This is a genomic window from Phytopseudomonas argentinensis, assembly GCF_900113905.1.
Classification (GTDB): Bacteria; Pseudomonadota; Gammaproteobacteria; order Pseudomonadales; family Pseudomonadaceae; genus Aquipseudomonas; species Aquipseudomonas argentinensis.
On record NZ_FORC01000003.1, the window covers coordinates 260470 to 275331 of the forward strand.

At 64.2% G+C, this 14862-nt stretch carries 14 protein-coding genes; 5 read left to right on the forward strand and 9 right to left on the reverse strand.

All coding sequences use genetic code 11. The annotated features are described in order from the left end of the window. Positions 1-6: 6 nt before the first annotated feature. A complete protein-coding gene (locus BM154_RS15730; protein WP_074886017.1) occupies positions 7-447 on the reverse strand; it encodes a DUF2269 family protein in 441 nt (146 codons plus the stop codon). A 129-nt stretch (positions 448-576) separates the two neighbouring features. Further along, on the reverse strand, positions 577-2091 hold the full coding sequence (ilvA, locus tag BM154_RS15735; protein WP_074887118.1) for a threonine ammonia-lyase, biosynthetic: 1515 nt from the start codon (positions 2089-2091) through the stop codon (positions 577-579). Positions 2092-2482: 391 nt separating this feature from the next. On the opposite strand from ilvA, the gene rpiA reads away from it, so the two are divergent. Beyond that, positions 2483-3154: a ribose-5-phosphate isomerase RpiA gene (gene rpiA, locus BM154_RS15740; RefSeq protein ID WP_074886020.1), complete on the forward strand. Its 672-nt coding sequence runs from the start codon at positions 2483-2485 to the stop codon at positions 3152-3154. 238 nt (positions 3155-3392) lie between these two features. Continuing rightward, positions 3393-5345: an autotransporter domain-containing protein gene (locus BM154_RS15745; protein ID WP_074886023.1), complete on the forward strand. Its 1953-nt coding sequence runs from the start codon at positions 3393-3395 to the stop codon at positions 5343-5345. A gap of 108 nt (positions 5346-5453) precedes the next feature. On the opposite strand, the gene BM154_RS15750 is transcribed toward BM154_RS15745, so the two are convergent. The 5 genes from BM154_RS15750 to BM154_RS15770 form a co-directional block, all read right to left on the reverse strand. Further along, the gene (locus BM154_RS15750; protein ID WP_074886026.1) at positions 5454-6368 is read right to left on the reverse strand and encodes an SdiA-regulated domain-containing protein; all 915 of its coding nucleotides are present in this window, start codon (positions 6366-6368) and stop codon (positions 5454-5456) included. 106 nt (positions 6369-6474) lie between these two features. Beyond that, a complete protein-coding gene (locus tag BM154_RS15755) occupies positions 6475-7395 on the reverse strand; it encodes an SdiA-regulated domain-containing protein (RefSeq protein ID WP_074886029.1) in 921 nt (306 codons plus the stop codon). A gap of 99 nt (positions 7396-7494) precedes the next feature. Further along, complete coding sequence (locus BM154_RS15760; protein ID WP_074886032.1) at positions 7495-7842, reverse strand: NirD/YgiW/YdeI family stress tolerance protein; 348 nt, start codon at positions 7840-7842, stop codon at positions 7495-7497. 241 nt (positions 7843-8083) lie between these two features. Then, on the reverse strand, positions 8084-8749 hold the full coding sequence (locus BM154_RS15765; RefSeq protein WP_074886035.1) for a fumarylacetoacetate hydrolase family protein: 666 nt from the start codon (positions 8747-8749) through the stop codon (positions 8084-8086). Between the two features lie 32 nt (positions 8750-8781). After that, a complete protein-coding gene (locus tag BM154_RS15770; protein ID WP_074886038.1) occupies positions 8782-10173 on the reverse strand; it encodes an FAD-binding oxidoreductase in 1392 nt (463 codons plus the stop codon). Between the two features lie 183 nt (positions 10174-10356). On the opposite strand from BM154_RS15770, the gene serA reads away from it, so the two are divergent. After that, complete coding sequence (serA, locus tag BM154_RS15775; protein ID WP_074886041.1) at positions 10357-11586, forward strand: phosphoglycerate dehydrogenase; 1230 nt, start codon at positions 10357-10359, stop codon at positions 11584-11586. A gap of 76 nt (positions 11587-11662) precedes the next feature. Here serA and BM154_RS15780 read toward each other — a convergent pair whose 3' ends face one another. Then, a complete protein-coding gene (locus tag BM154_RS15780) occupies positions 11663-12286 on the reverse strand; it encodes a 2OG-Fe(II) oxygenase (RefSeq protein WP_074886044.1) in 624 nt (207 codons plus the stop codon). Positions 12287-12368: 82 nt separating this feature from the next. On the opposite strand from BM154_RS15780, the gene BM154_RS15785 reads away from it, so the two are divergent. Further along, positions 12369-13100, forward strand: coding sequence for a DUF2059 domain-containing protein (locus tag BM154_RS15785; protein WP_074886047.1), 732 nt, complete (start codon positions 12369-12371; stop codon positions 13098-13100). A gap of 2 nt (positions 13101-13102) precedes the next feature. On the opposite strand, the gene bipL is transcribed toward BM154_RS15785, so the two are convergent. After that, entirely contained in the window at positions 13103-14035 is a 933-nt protein-coding gene (gene bipL, locus BM154_RS15790; RefSeq protein ID WP_074887121.1) for a phospholipase BipL, read from the reverse strand. 123 nt (positions 14036-14158) lie between these two features. Here bipL and BM154_RS15795 point away from each other — a divergent pair, with 123 nt between their 5' ends. After that, positions 14159-14734 (forward strand): DUF6436 domain-containing protein, encoded by a 576-nt coding sequence (locus tag BM154_RS15795; protein WP_074887124.1) that lies wholly within the window; start codon positions 14159-14161, stop codon positions 14732-14734. Positions 14735-14862: the final 128 nt, after the last annotated feature.

Below are 14862 nucleotides of genomic sequence, written 5' to 3' on the forward strand. Positions count from 1 at the left end.
GGTGCCCTAGACGGGCTTGGCGCCCATCACCGCCATGATTACCACCAGCAGCACGACGATCAGCGCGGCGTAGGCCACCACGAAGCGCAGTGACTTGGCCGGCACTGCGCCGTCCACTTGAGCCTGCCAGGCGCCCAGGCGGCCGAGCAGCAACAGGCCGACGATCATCAGCACGCCGAACAGGCTGCTGCCCAGCAGCAGCCACAACTGGCTCAGCGGCCAGCCGGCCAGGTTGACCATCCACCAGCCGGTCACCGGCAGGCTCAACGCCAGCACGGCGAACACCGGCAGGCTGATGGTGCGGGTGCGCTGCAATTTGCGTTGCAGCACCGCCTTGTCGCCACCACGCCAGGCTTTCCAGAGCATGAAGGCATGGGCCAGCACGCCCAGCAGCAGGAGAATGCCGGGCAGCGCATGGAGGACTCTGATCAGCAGATAATGCTCCATCACGGTGTTTCCTTTGTTTTTTTACATTCAGGCCTGGTTATCGCTGCGCTCAACCCAGGCTACCGGTAGGAACGTTCGTAGCCTGGGTGAAGCGACGCGATTCCCGGAAAGATCACTTACGCGAAACGACTAGCCAAGAAACAGCTTGTAGGCCGGGTTGTCGGTTTCATCCCAGTACGGATAGCCAATGGCATCCAGCGCCGGCGTGAGCAGGTGGCGCTCGTCTTCCGGTACCTGCAGGGCCGCCATTACGCGGCCATCGGCCGCGCCGTGGTTGCGGTAGTGGAACAGGGTGATGTTCCAGCGCCCGCCGAGCTTGTTGAGGAAGTTGAACAGCGCGCCCGGCCGCTCGGGAAACTCGAAGCGGAACACGCACTCGTCCGGCACCGCCGCGGCATGGCCGCCCACGGTGTGGCGGATATGCAGCTTGGCCAGTTCGTTGTCGGTCAGGTCGAGTACCGGGAAGCCCTGGCCACGCAGGTTTTCCACCAGCGCCGCACGGGGGTCGTTCTCCGGGTGGGTCTGCACGCCGACGAAGATGTGCGCCTCGCCGTCCTGGTGGTAGCGGTAGTTGAATTCGGTGATCTGCCGCTTGCCGATTGCCTCGCAGAACGCCTTGAAGCTGCCCGGGCGCTCCGGGATGGTCACGGCGATGATCGCCTCGCGCTTTTCCCCCAGCTCGGCACGCTCGGCCACATGGCGCAGGCGGTCGAAGTTGACGTTGGCGCCCGAGTCGATGCCCACCAGGGTCTTGCCGGCGACACCTTCGCGCTCGACGTATTTCTTGATCCCGGCCACGGCCAATGCGCCGGCCGGTTCGGTGATCGAGCGGGTATCGTCGTAGATATCCTTGATCGCCGCGCAGATCTCGTCGGTGCTGACGGTGATCACCTCGTCGACGTGGTCCTTGCAGATCTCGAAGGTGTGCTGGCCGATCTGCGCCACCGCCACGCCATCGGCGAACAGCCCGACCTGGGGCAGCACCACGCGCTCCCCTGCGGCCAGCGCCTGCTGCAGGCAATTGGAGTCGTCCGGCTCCACGCCAATGACCTTCACCTCGGGACGCAGGTACTTGATGTAGGCGGCGATTCCGGCGATCAGGCCGCCGCCGCCGACCGGCACGAATACCGCATCGAGGCGCCCCTGGTGCTGACGGAGGATTTCCATCGCCACGGTGCCCTGGCCGGCGATCACCAGGGGGTCGTCGTAGGGATGGATATAGGTGTAGCCCTTTTCCTCGACCAGCTTCAGCGAGTGGGCCAGGGCCTCGGGGAAGGCATCGCCATGCAGCACCACCTTGCCGCCCCGCGAACGCACGCCCTGCACCTTGAGCTCGGGGGTGGTGCGCGGCATGACGATGGTCGCCTTCACGCCCATGTGCTTGGCGGCCAGGGCCAGGCCCTGGGCGTGGTTGCCGGCCGAGGCGGTGACCACGCCGCGGGCCAGTTCCTCGGGCGAGAGCTGCGCCAGCTTGTTGTAGGCGCCACGAATCTTGAACGAGTACACCGGCTGCAGATCCTCGCGCTTGAGCAGAATCTGATTGCCCAGACGTTCGGAAAGCTGGCGGGCGGGTTGCAGCGGGGTTTCCACGGCAACGTCATAGACACGGGAGGTCAGGGTCTTCTTGACGTACTGTTCGAGCATGGCGGGCATCGCAGGCGGCTTCGAGAGGGGAACCCCGGAGTCTAACATCAGGGGCTGCCGTCGTTTCAGCACAAGCCGCGTTGCGGCGGAAAATTTCACCGGGTTGCAGAGGGCCACAACGGCGGCGATTTTCAAGCTCTGCGGCGAGGCACGGTGAAATCTCCCCCCACAACCCAAGGGCCGGGCCCATTTTCCCGTGATGCTGCGTTGCTCGCCGACTCATTTGGACGGCCAAACTTCGCGGCTCGCGCCTTGCCTCACGAAAAACGGTCTCCGGCGCGGTCGCGCTGAAACGACAGCAGCCCTTACCATCCGCCGAGCGACCATACGAATTCCGGGGTTTTGCCGGCTATAATCGCGACCTCGTTTCCTTCCTTCTCGTGGAACCCGCATGACCCAGGATCAGCTCAAACAAGCCGTGGCCCAGGCCGCCGTCGACTTCATCCTTCCCAAGCTCGACGCCAAGAGCGTGATCGGGGTCGGCACCGGCTCCACCGCCAACTGTTTCATTGACGCCCTGGCCAAGCACAAGCTGGAGTTCGACGGCGCCGTGGCCAGCTCCGAAGCTACCGCTGCGCGGCTCAAGGGCCATGGCATCCCGGTGTACGAACTGAATACCGTCAGCGACCTGGAGTTCTATGTCGACGGCGCCGACGAAAGCGACGAGCGCCTGAACCTGATCAAGGGCGGCGGCGCGGCCCTGACCCGCGAGAAGATCGTCGCCGCGGTGGCGCGTACCTTTATCTGCATCGCCGACGGCAGCAAGCTGGTGCCGGTGCTCGGCGCCTTCCCGCTGCCAGTGGAAGTGATCCCCATGGCGCGCAGCCACGTGGCTCGCCAGCTGGTCAAGCTCGGCGGCGACCCGGTGTATCGCGAAGGCGTTCTGACCGACAACGGCAACGTGATCCTCGACGTGCACAACATGAGCATCACCGACCCGGTGAAGCTGGAAGCGGACATCAACGCCATCGTCGGCGTGGTCACCAACGGCCTGTTCGCCGCCCGCCCGGCCGACCTGCTGCTGCTCGGCACCGCAGAAGGCGTGAAGACGCTCAAGCGCTGAACCCCGCGGGCGGATGACCAGCATCCGCCCCACCATCTGCCGTTGCGCACCAAGTGGGTGCCGGCCTGCCAGATAGCTGCTCACGCCTGCCAGCGCTGCAGCGGCTGTTATCCGCCGTGACTTACAGGCAGGCGACACTTGCGCCTCTGTACTGCGCCATTTTCCTACCGGTTCGGATTTCCGGCCCACATACTGCTCTGCGCTGAATGCCACACAACAACAGCATAAGGAGCATGATGTGATCAAACCTCTCATCCTGGGTATGGGCCTGGCAGGCACGCTGTTACCCACCCTGGCCACGGCCTACCAATACGGCGAGTACGCCGGCGGCACCGTCGACACGCTGATCAACGACTACCCGGGCCGCTACCGTGGCACCGTCAGTTTCGCGGGTGCGACCGACTGGATGGAACAGCGCCTGTCGGCGTCCGGCTATGACGGCTACCGGCAGGACTTCACTTGGGCAGGCAACCGCAGCTCGCAGAACGTGATCGTCGAGGCAGCCGGTATTACCGGTAAGAACCTGGTGGTCGGCGCCCACTTCGACACCTTCTTCGGCCGCCCTACCCTGCAGGGCCTGGACGACAACGCCTCGGGTGCTGGCGTGCTGACGGAAATCGCCCGCAACCTGGCCGGCCTGTCGTTCGAGGATGGCGTGACCTTTATCGGCTTCGGTGCCGAGGAGGAAGGACTGCGCGGCTCACGCGCCTACGTCGCCTCCCTGGATGCCGAGGCGCGCGCCCGCCTGACCGGCATGATCAACATCGACAGCCTGATCACCGGCGACATGATGTACGCCCACGCCGGCGCGGACAGCGTTGCCGCACCGCAACTGGCCGCCCTGCGTGAACACACGTTGCGCATCGCTCAGGAGCTGGGTATCGACCTGCACACCAACCCCGGCCTGAATGCCGGTTATCCGGCCGGCACCGGCTGCTGCAGCGACGCTGAGAGCTTCGAGGGCCTGGGCATCCCGGTGCTCTTCGTCGAGGCGACCAACTGGAACATCGGCGCCCTCGACGGCTATGACCAGACCACCAACCCGGCCATTCCCGGCGGGGCCACCTGGCACGATCCGGCCCTCGACAACCAGACCGTGCTGGCCGGCGCCTTCGGCGCAGAGCGTATAGCGCAGCGCCTGCGTGACTATTCACGCCTGCTGACGCGCCTGGTGCTGGAAGCCACCAATACCGACCTGCGCTATTCGGCGCTATCCGGCGGGGCCATGCTCGGCACCCTGGAAGACACCCTGAAGCGCCAGCAGCAGACCCACCAACAACTGCTGGAGCGTCGCTGGCAAACCCTGCGCGTCACCCCACGCGAGGTCGGCAGCGTCGACGGCGCTGTCGGGGTGGAGGGTCAATGGCAGCCCAGCGGCGGCTTCGACGGCCCATTGGAGCAGCGCTCCCGCCAGGCCACCGCCTACCTGTTCGGCGATGCCCAACTCAGCGAATGGCTGAACCTGGGTGCCGGCCTGAGTTTCATCCGCGGCCAGGATGACCTGCAACATGGTGGCAAGGTAGAGAGCGACACCTGGCAGGCCGGTCTGTATGCGCTACTGAGCAACGCCGGGCCGCTGTGGCTGAGTGCTGACCTCAGCGCCGGTCGTACCCGCTTCGACCTGGATCGCTCGGTGTTCATCCAGGGCAACGCCGGCGGTCCCGCGCTGCTCGACCAGAAGCTTGCCGGCGAAACCGATGCCACGTTCTGGGGCGCAGGCTTGCTGGGCGGCTATGACCTGCCGTTCGGCGACTGGCTTACCGGCCCCCAGGTGGGCCTCGACTACCGCCACTACAGGCTCGACGGTTTCAGCGAAAGGTCCACGCAACGCACCGCCCTAAGCGTCAAGGATGATCGCTTTGACTCGCTGGAGTTGAGCCTCGGCTGGCAGGTACGCGGCAACGTCGCACTGGACCGTGCGATGCGCCTGCAGCCTTATGCCAGCCTGGTCTGGATCGAGGAGCTGGGCGATGGCATGAGCGAGGACTTCACCGTGACCAGCCTGGCCGATGGTTCGGCGCGCCGGGTGAGCAACGGTCGGGAGAACGACAAGCACTTCGCCCGCGCGCGTCTCGGCACGCAACTGGCCATCAGCGAGGCTTTCGCCGTCTACGCCGAAGCCAACACGCGCCTGCGGCATGCCGACGGCGATCAGGCCAGCTATAGCCTGGGCCTGCAGTACCTGTTCTGAGGCAGCGCGCCAAGGGGGTAACGGGGCCATGCCCGTTGCCGCTCGCGACTGACGAAGGCGTGAAGGCGCTAAGCGCTGAGGCTGCAGCGGAAAAGGCCGAGTGAGCGATCACCCGGCCTTTTTTTCGAAGGTGTAGAACAGGTTGGGCTCGCTGATCAGGTAGATCACGCCCTGCTCGTCCATGGCGATACCTTCGGCCTGCGGCACGGACTCCTTGAGGCCTTGCTGGCCGCCGACCAGTGACAGACTGCTGACCGGTTCGCCCTGCGTATCCATTTCCACCAGCAGGCGCGAATCATCGGACAGCGCCAGCAGGTGGCCGGTACGGGCATCGTATTGCAGGCTGGACAGATCACGCACGAACAACCCTTCATCGCGCTCACGGTCATCGATGATGCGAATCGCCGACGGACTGCTCGGATCGAGATGCGGGAAGCCATGCACCTCGTAAATACGCAACGGAGCGCGCTCCTTGGCAACGAACAGCCGTTTGCCGGCCAGATCATAGGCCAGCCCCTCGAACCCCTTGTTCTTGGCCTCCATTTCCAGGCCCAGCGACAGCTGCTGGCCGTCGGCAGCATCGACCTGGGTGGTGGCGTCATCGATACGCACCTCGACCAGCCGCTGTGGGCGTTCATCGGCGATCACCAGGACGCCGGGCGCAACGTACTCCACGGCTTCCGGGTCGCCGAAGCCGACCAGGCCGATCTCGCGTAGCACCTTGCCGTCGAGCGACAATTCGATCAGCCGGGCATTCTGGTTGGTGACGGTAAACAGGCTTTTGCGGACCGGATCGTAGGTCAGCGCCGACACATCGTCGACCAGCCCTTCGATGACCTTGGCCTCACGGCTCACCTGATAGCCATCGAGCCACAGCGCATTGGCCGGTGCCTGCCCAGGCTGTTGCACGTTGAACCAGGCACGCTCGAATACCCGGAACTCCTGCCCCCAGATAGCCAGCAGCAGTGCCGCGACCAGTGCCATTAGCACCAACAGGGCCTTGAGAGAAACCAGACGACGCATACCCGCTCACTCATGAAGAAAATAAACACGGCCACTCCGCCTGGAGCGCCCTTCGACCGGCGAAGCTAACAGCCCTCGTCGCGCTTCACCAGCGCGGCGACTCGTCTCAATCGGTCTTGCCGCCCTTGCTGAACACATAGAAGAGGTTGGGCTCGCTGGTCATGTACAGCACGCCCTGATCATCCATGGTGATGCCCTCGGCCTGCGGCACCGATTTCTTCAGGCCCTGCTGCCCTTGCAGCAGCGACAGGCTGCTGATCGGCTTGCCGGCTTCATCCAGCTCGACGACCAGGCGCGACTCATCGGACAGCGCCAGCAGGTGGCCGGTCAGGCTGTCGTAATGCAGGCTGGAGAGATCACGCACGAAGATGCCGGCATCGCGCTTGCGGTCGTCGCGAATCTGCACGGGGTTCGGGGTGGCCGGATCGAGGTTGGGAAACCCCTGCACCTCGTATATGCGCATGGGGTCGCGCTCCTTGGCCACGAACAGCCGCTGGCCTTTCAGGTCGTAGGCCAGGCCTTCGAAGCCCTTGTTCTTGGTGCCCATCTCCAGACCCAGCGACATCTGTTGTCCCTCGGCGGCATCGATGGAGGTGGTGGCATCATCGATGCGTACCTTGACCAGCCGCTGCGCGCGCTCGTCGGCGATGACGAAACGCCCGGGTGCCACGTATTCGACGGCTTCCGGGTCGCCGAAACCGATCAGCTCGATCTGCCGCAACACCTTGCCGTCCAGCGACAGCTCGATCAGCTTGGGATGTTGGTTGGTGACCGTGAACAGGCTTTTGCGCTGCGGATCGTAGGTCAACGCCGACACGTCATCCTCCAACCCTTGGATGCGCTGCGCCTCGATCACCACCTTGTAGTCGCTCAGCCACAGCGAATGGGCGGGCGCTTCGGCCGGCTGGCTGACGTTGAACCAGGCCCTTTCGAACAGGCGAAACTGCACAGCGACGGCGATCAGTGCAGCCGACAGGGCAAGCACCAGCAGCAGAAGTAATCCCTTGATCGAAATCAGGCGGCCCATGGCGACTCACATATGCAACGACAGAAATGACAACGCCGCCCCTCGATGCGTCGAGAGGCGGCCATTCAATGCGGTGACGGGAAGCTAACAGCGTGGCGGTTATTTCACCAGTTCGACGATATCGACGTCGATTTCACGGCTGGTCAGATCCTTGTCGACTTCACCGGTCAGCTTGACGGTGGCCTTCTCGGAAATGGCTTGTGGCGGCCAGTCTTCGTTGTCGATCTCGACATGGATGGTGCCGGTGGCGTCCTTGAACTCATAGAGTTCGTCCTGCAGGCGCTTGACGATCTGACCTTGCAGCACGACCGGGGTATCGTCGCCGGCTTTCAGCGCCTGCTCGACCGTGGTGACCTGGGCGACTTCACCCGGGCCGGTGTAGCCGGCAGCCAGAGCGGCGGTGGAGAACAGCGGAGCGAGCAGCAGTGCGAGTACGGGAGCTTTCATGGGGATGACCCTCTATCTGTAGATGACGGGGTCAGGTTAAGTCGCTCAGCTGAAGCGAGGCTTAAAGGCGGCTTAAGCGAAACTTAATTGGAATATCGATCGCTAAGAGGCTCGCCAAGCAATGTGGGAGCGGGCCGCGCCCGCGACAGATCCTGCAAGCGGGGCTCCGTGGGAGCGTGCAAAAACGCCTAATCCATGCCCCATCGCGGGCATGGCCCGCTCCCACAAAATTACTTAGCTCTTACAGCACCCGGCTGGCAAAGCTGGAGTGCCCGACCAGGTCCAGCACCAGCTCGTCGCCCTTGTTCAGCGGGCCGACGCCAGCCGGCGTACCGGTGAGGATCACATCGCCGGGTTGCAGATTGAAGTGGCCAGCCATTTCCTGGATCACCGGCACGATCGGGAAGATCATCTCGGCGCTGCTGCCGTCCTGACGGACTTCGCCGTTGATGGTCAGGCGGATGCCGATAGCCGTCAGGTCGGCCACCGTATCACCCGGCACGAAGGGCGCCAGCACGCAGGCACCATCGAACGATTTGGCGATTTCCCACGGATGGCCCTTGTCCTTGAGCCTGCTCTGCACGTCGCGCAGGGTCAGATCCAGCGCTGGCGCGAACCCGGAGATGGCGTCGAGCACTTCTTCTTCATTGGGCGTGCGTGACAACGGCTTGCCGATCAGCACGGCGATTTCCACTTCGTAGTGCACCGAACCGCGATCCTCGGGAATGCTGAAGCCGCCTTCGAGGGGCACCACGCAACTGCCGGGCTTGATAAACAGCATCGGCTCGGTCGGCAGTGGGTTGTTGAGTTCCTTGGCGTGCTCGGCGTAGTTGCGGCCCACGCATACCACCTTACCCAGGGGGAAGTGGATACGGGTGCCATCGATGTACTGATGCTGGTAGCTCATGGTCGCTCCTTGTTTGTGCAGCCGGCGAGGGTTCAGGCGAAGATCTTGCCAGGATTCATGATGCCGTTGGGGTCGAAGACCGCCTTGAGCGCTTTCATGTAGGCGATTTCCGCTGGCGAACGGCTGTACTCCAGGTAATCGCGCTTGGTCATGCCCACGCCGTGCTCGGCAGAGATCGAACCGTTGTACTTTTCGACGGTCTCGAACACCCACTTGTTGACGGTGGCGCACTTGGCAAAGAACTCTTCCTTGCTCAGCGCTGCCGGCTTGAGGATGTTCAGGTGCAGGTTGCCGTCGCCGATATGGCCGTACCAGAGCACCTCGAAGTCCGGATAGTTGCCGGTGACGATGGCATCGATATCGGCGAGGAACGCCGGCACCTGGCTGACCGTCACCGAGATGTCGTTCTTGTACGGCGTCCAGTGGCTGATGGTCTCGGAGATGTATTCGCGCAGCTTCCACAGGTTCTGCAGCTGCTGCTCGCTCTGGCTCATCACCCCGTCGATTACCCAGCCCTGCTCGACGCAATGTTCGAAGGTGGCCAGGGCGGCATTGGCCACGTCCTCATTGACCGCTTCGAACTCCAGCAGGGCATAGAACGGGGTGCGGCTTTCGAAAGGCGCAGGAACGTCACCGCGCTCGAGGATCTTGTCCAGGCATTTGTCGGAAAAGAACTCGAAGGCGGTCAGGTCGAGCTTGCCATGGAAGGCGTGCAGCACCGGCATGATCGAGTCGAAATCCGGGGTACCGAGCACCATGGCGGTGAGGTTGCGCGGCGCGCGATCCAGACGCATGGTCGCCTCGACCACGAAGCCCAGGGTGCCTTCGGCGCCGATGAACAACTGGCGCAGATCGTAACCGGTGGCGTTCTTGATCAGGTCCTTGTTCAGTTCCAGCAGCTCACCGCTACCGGTGACCACCTTCAGGCCCGCGACCCAGTTGCGGGTCAGGCCGTAGCGAATGACCTTGATGCCGCCGGCATTGGTACCGATGTTGCCGCCGATCTGGCTGGAGCCGGCGGAGGCGAAATCCACCGGGTAGTACAGGCCCTGGTCTTCGGCGAACTGCTGCAGGGCGGCGGTGACCACGCCTGGCTGGCAGACCACGGTGCGGTTGGATTGATCGAAATCGAGGATCTGGTTCATGTAGTCGAACGACACCACTACCTCGCCGTTGGCCGCAACCGCCCCTGCCGACAGGCCGGTACGACCGCCAGAAGGCACCAGCGCGATCCGGTGGGCGTTGGCCCAGCGCACGATGGCCTGCACCTGCTCGATGGTCTTGGGAAACACGATGGCACTGGGGGCCGGTGCGTATTGCTTGGTCCAGTCCTTGCCGTAGGTTTCCAGGGAGGCGGCATCGGTCAGCACCTTACCGGGCTCGACCAGGGTTTTGAGTTCTTCAATCGGCAGGAGATCGGTCATTTCAACTCTCGAAACATTCATGGTCGCCCTGAGAACCGTTCAGGTCGCAACCGAGCAAGGAAAAGGGAAGCCATGCTAGCATATGCCCCCCGCAAATCGCGCTTCACAGCGATCTGCCGGCCCATTGGCGCAGGCGCCGATACTTCTCCTGACACTTAATTTAGTGGGGCAACAGGTACTCCGATGAGCACGACCTCTCTCGACAAGAGCAAGATCAAGTTCCTTCTTCTCGAAGGTGTCCACCAGAATGCAGTGGATACCCTGAAGGCGTCCGGCTACACCAACATCGAGTACCTCAAGACTGCGCTGTCCGGCGAGGAGCTGAAGGCCAAGATTGCCGACGCCCATTTCATCGGCATCCGTTCGCGTACCCAGCTGACCGAAGAGGTTTTCGACTGCGCCAAGAAACTGGTGGCGGTCGGCTGCTTCTGCATCGGCACCAACCAGGTCAACCTGGACGCCGCCCGCGAGCGCGGTATCGCGGTGTTCAACGCGCCCTACTCCAACACCCGTTCGGTCGCCGAGCTGGTACTGGCCCAGGCCATCCTGCTGCTGCGCGGCATCCCCGAGAAGAACGCCTCCTGCCACCGCGGCGGCTGGATCAAGTCGGCGGCCAATTCCTTCGAAATCCGTGGCAAAAAGCTGGGCATCGTCGGCTACGGCTCGATCGGCACCCAGCTCTCTGTACTCGCCGAAGCCTTGGGGATGCAGGTGTTCTTCTACGACGTGGTAACCAAGCTGCCGCTGGGCAATGCCCAGCAGATTGGCAAGCTGCATGACCTGCTCGGCCTGTGCGACATCGTCTCCCTGCACGTGCCCGAGCTGCCGTCCACTCAGTGGATGATCGGCGAGGCAGAGATCCGCGCCATGAAGAAGGGCGGCATCCTGATCAACGCCGCTCGCGGCACCGTGGTCGAGCTCGACCACCTGGCCGCCGCGATCAAGGACGAGCACCTGATCGGGGCCGCCATCGATGTGTTCCCGGTCGAGCCCAAGTCCAATGACGACATCTTCGAAAGCCCGCTGCGCGGCCTGGATCGCGTGATCCTGACTCCGCACATCGGCGGTTCCACCGCCGAGGCCCAGGCCAACATCGGCCTGGAAGTGGCCGAGAAGCTGGTCAAGTACAGCGACAACGGCACCTCGGTATCCTCGGTCAACTTCCCGGAAGTGGCCCTGCCGGCGCACCCGGGCAAGCACCGCCTGCTGCACGTCCACGCCAACGTGCCGGGGGTGATGAGCGAGATCAACAAGGTATTCGCCGACAACGGCATCAACATCTCCGGCCAGTACCTGCAGACCAACGACAAGGTCGGCTACGTGGTCATCGACGTCGATGCCGACTACTCGGATCTGGCCCTGGAAAAACTGCAGCAGGTCAACGGCACCATCCGCAGCCGCGTACTGTTCTAAGCAGAGCGCTGCAACGGAAAAGGGAGGCTTCGGCCTCCCTTTTTCGTTCCTGCGATTTGGCACCGAACGCCAGAGCTCAGAGCACCCCGTCACCCCGGCGGCGGAACCAGCCGGTCAAGGACAGGCGATCGCGGCTGGCCGGCAGCACTTCGTGGGGCACATCGGCGGACAGGAACACCACCAGCGTGCCGGCTTCCGGCAACACGTCGCGCACCTGGCCATCGGCGAGGTACAGGCGCAGCATGCCGCCATCCTCGGCCTGCCAGCCGTCGTTGAGGTAGAGCACGGCCGACACCGCACGGCGATCGTCGTCGCGGAAGCGATCCAGGTGCTTGAGGTAGAAACCACCCGGCGGGTAGAAGGCGAAATGGCTCTCGTAGTCCACCAGCCCCATATACAGGCTCTGGTTGATCGCCACGCGCAAGTCGTCGAGCAGTTGCAGGTAACCGTCACAGGCCGGCGACTGCCCGGCCTCCAGCCACTGGATATGATCGCTGCGCGTACCTTCGCGCACCGCCACCGCATGGCCGCGGCCGGTGCCCGCCGGCGCCAGGGTGCCCTGGGCGATACGCTGGCGGCACTCCTCGGCCAACTGCCGGGTCAGAGATTGTGGGGCGAACCCGGTTTGCAACGACCATCCGAATTCGGCAAGGTCATCGATGATGCGGCTCAGCAGCGAATCGGAGATATCTGTCGTCATGCCGGGATTCTACCCTGTGTCGCGTACACCTCGACAAGCTCCACCTGGCTGCCGAAAATAGCCGCCCCAGACAGGAGTCCTTATGCGCGCGTTGTGTTGTCTATTGCTGTTGCTCCTGAGCCTTGCCGCTTTGGCAGACCCCCATGCCGAACTCTATGAAAAAGCCGGCTGGCCGCAGCAGCGTGCGCATTTCAGCGATGCCCTGAGCGCTGCCCAGGCGCGCTACAGCAAGAGCCTGCCGCCGGCGGTCTACCAGGCCCTGGTCAACAACAGCAACCAGCGTTTCGCTGCCCGCGCCATGGACGAGCGCGCCGAGCGCAGCCTGCGCGCCAACCTGCCCGACCCGGCCCCGGCCCTGCGCTTCTTCGAATCGCCCCTGGGTCGCAAGATCGTCAGCGCCGAACTGCTCGCCACCCGCCCCGATCAACTGGCCGAGTACGCCGACGGCCTGCCGCTCAGCAAGGCGGACGCCACCCGCCGCCTTCTGATCCGCCATCTGGCCCAGGCCTTGCCGGCCAGCGAAGCCGGTGCGGAGATCAGCCTGGCCCTGGCCGGCGTGGCGGCCGACAGCCTCAGCCAGATGATCCCCGGCCTGCTTGGCGGGGGCAGCGCCCAGGGTCTGCTCGACGGCCAGCGCCAGCGACTGATGGCGCAGATCGACAAGGACCTGGACAACACCCTGCTGCACGTCTACCGCGGGCTGTCCGATCCCGAGCTGGAGGAATTCGTGACCTTCGCGCAATCCCCCCAAGGCGCCGCCTACTACAAGGCGGCCCTGGCGGCGATCCGTGCCGGCCTGGCGGTTGGCCAGTAGGCTCAGCGCAACTGCTCGCCGAGATAGTCGAAATAGCGCTGGCGTAGCGGCGCCACCTCGTTGGCAAGGTGATGACGCGCTTCGGGGAGCCGAAAGATCCGCGGCGTGCTGAACTTGTTCTCGAGCACCCTCAGGTTGTGTTGCCAATCCACCGTCATGTCCGCCTCGCCCTGAATGATCAACGGGCTGCGCGTGCTGCGCGGCGCCTGTTCGATGCGCGGCACCCACTGGCTCAGCGCACCGACCCAGACGGTGGGCACCACCTTGGGCTGCAGCGGATCGCGGTTGCGCAGGAACTCGAGAAATTCCGGATCGCTGGAGTTGTCGCTGAAGCGCCGGGGAATCTCCTGCACGAAGCGGCGCAACAGGCGGTAGCTGAGCTGCGACCAGTTCCAGCGGCGCGGCCGCACCAGCGGCGCCAGCAGGATGGTTTCGCCAACCTCAGCCAGCGGCTTGTCGTTGAGCAGGTAGTCGATCAGGATCGCCCCGCCAGTGCTTTGCCCGCACAGGTGCCAGGGCGTCGGCAGCCCCAACGCATCGGCCTGCTGCAAGGCTGCACGCAACACGGCCTGGTACTCGGCGAAATCGTTGATGCTGGCGCGCGGCCCGCTGGACAGGCCATGCCCCGGCAGGTCTACGGCGAGTACCGCGAAGCCGGCCTCCAGGCCCCATTCGATGACATGTCGATACAGCCCGCTGTGGTCGTAATAGCCGTGCAACAACAGCAGGGTGGCGCGCGGCGCAAGCGGCTTCCAGAGCTGGGCGGCGATGCGGTAGCCATCCACCTCGAAACAGCCAAGCCGGCTCTCGACCGCCTCGCGCGGCACGAAGCCGTAGAATTGCCGATAGGCCAGTTCCGCAGCCGACAGTGGCGCGGCGCTGGCCAGCGGGCGCAGGCTGGCGACCAGTGGTTCGGGTTGGAAGGTTTCGGACATCGGCACCATCGACTCTCATTGATTCACGGCAGCATCACCCGGGTGGGCAGCCGCTACAGTGACGATCTTCTGCTGCCAGGCTCGCCGTGGCAAGCCACCGAATCGCCTACGGAAGCTGCCGGCATGGCCCATTCCCGCCGCAACACCCCCCTCGCCTGCCTGGTCGCGGTACTCGGGCTAATCGTCATGCTCGCCGCCTTCTGGTGGTTCCAGGCCCATTACCTGCGTGCATTCGATGAGCGTACCGCGCTGTTTACCGGCGGCGAGCTGCACCTGCCAGAGCAGTTGGCAGGGCCGGGCAAGATTCGCCTGGTGCATTTCTGGGACCCTGCCTGCCCCTGCAACGTCGGCAACCAGCAACACCTCGGCGAATTGCTGGAGCGCTACAACGGGCGCGGCGTGCAGTTCTATTCGGTGCGCAAGCCCGGCAGCCAGGGGCAATTGCCGCAGGCGTTACGCGCACTGCAGCCCATCGATGGATTGACCGGCAGCCAGCAGCTACCGGCCAGCCCGGCCGTGGCGATCTGGGACCAGCACGGCGAGCTGGCCTACTTCGGTCCCTATAGCACTGGCGTTACCTGCACCTCCGGCAACAGCTTCGTCGAGCCACTGCTCGATGCGTTACTCGACGGACGAAAGGTGCTGGCGGACAACAACCTGGCGAGTGGCTGCTTCTGCGACTGGTCAGCACGCCGCTGAATACCATCTGGCGACCTGCCGGGGTGCCGCCGTTACCGGTCAGCAGGCCAGCGCCGACGCTGCCATGCCCCTGACTGGCAGCCAGCTTGCGATCCACGCCAATTGCCCGCAGCATGTCAGGCCGCGCG

Excerpts from the sequence above, each read along its gene's own strand:
- bipL (WP_074887121.1), bottom strand. The coding sequence starts at position 14,035 with ATGTCCGAAACCTTCCAACCCGAACCACTGGTCGCCAGCCTGCGCCCG.
- BM154_RS15755 (WP_074886029.1), bottom strand. The coding sequence starts at position 7,395 with ATGGGCCGCCTGATTTCGATCAAGGGATTACTTCTGCTGCTGGTGCTT.
- ilvA (WP_074887118.1), bottom strand. The coding sequence starts at position 2,091 with ATGCTCGAACAGTACGTCAAGAAGACCCTGACCTCCCGTGTCTATGAC.
- serA (WP_074886041.1), top strand. The coding sequence starts at position 10,357 with ATGAGCACGACCTCTCTCGACAAGAGCAAGATCAAGTTCCTTCTTCTC.
- BM154_RS15785 (WP_074886047.1), top strand. The coding sequence starts at position 12,369 with ATGCGCGCGTTGTGTTGTCTATTGCTGTTGCTCCTGAGCCTTGCCGCT.
- BM154_RS15795 (WP_074887124.1), top strand. The coding sequence starts at position 14,159 with ATGGCCCATTCCCGCCGCAACACCCCCCTCGCCTGCCTGGTCGCGGTA.
- rpiA (WP_074886020.1), top strand. The coding sequence starts at position 2,483 with ATGACCCAGGATCAGCTCAAACAAGCCGTGGCCCAGGCCGCCGTCGAC.
- BM154_RS15770 (WP_074886038.1), bottom strand. The coding sequence starts at position 10,173 with ATGACCGATCTCCTGCCGATTGAAGAACTCAAAACCCTGGTCGAGCCC.
- BM154_RS15765 (WP_074886035.1), bottom strand. The coding sequence starts at position 8,749 with ATGAGCTACCAGCATCAGTACATCGATGGCACCCGTATCCACTTCCCC.
- BM154_RS15730 (WP_074886017.1), bottom strand. The coding sequence starts at position 447 with ATGGAGCATTATCTGCTGATCAGAGTCCTCCATGCGCTGCCCGGCATT.
- BM154_RS15760 (WP_074886032.1), bottom strand. The coding sequence starts at position 7,842 with ATGAAAGCTCCCGTACTCGCACTGCTGCTCGCTCCGCTGTTCTCCACC.
- BM154_RS15780 (WP_074886044.1), bottom strand. The coding sequence starts at position 12,286 with ATGACGACAGATATCTCCGATTCGCTGCTGAGCCGCATCATCGATGAC.
- BM154_RS15750 (WP_074886026.1), bottom strand. The coding sequence starts at position 6,368 with ATGCGTCGTCTGGTTTCTCTCAAGGCCCTGTTGGTGCTAATGGCACTG.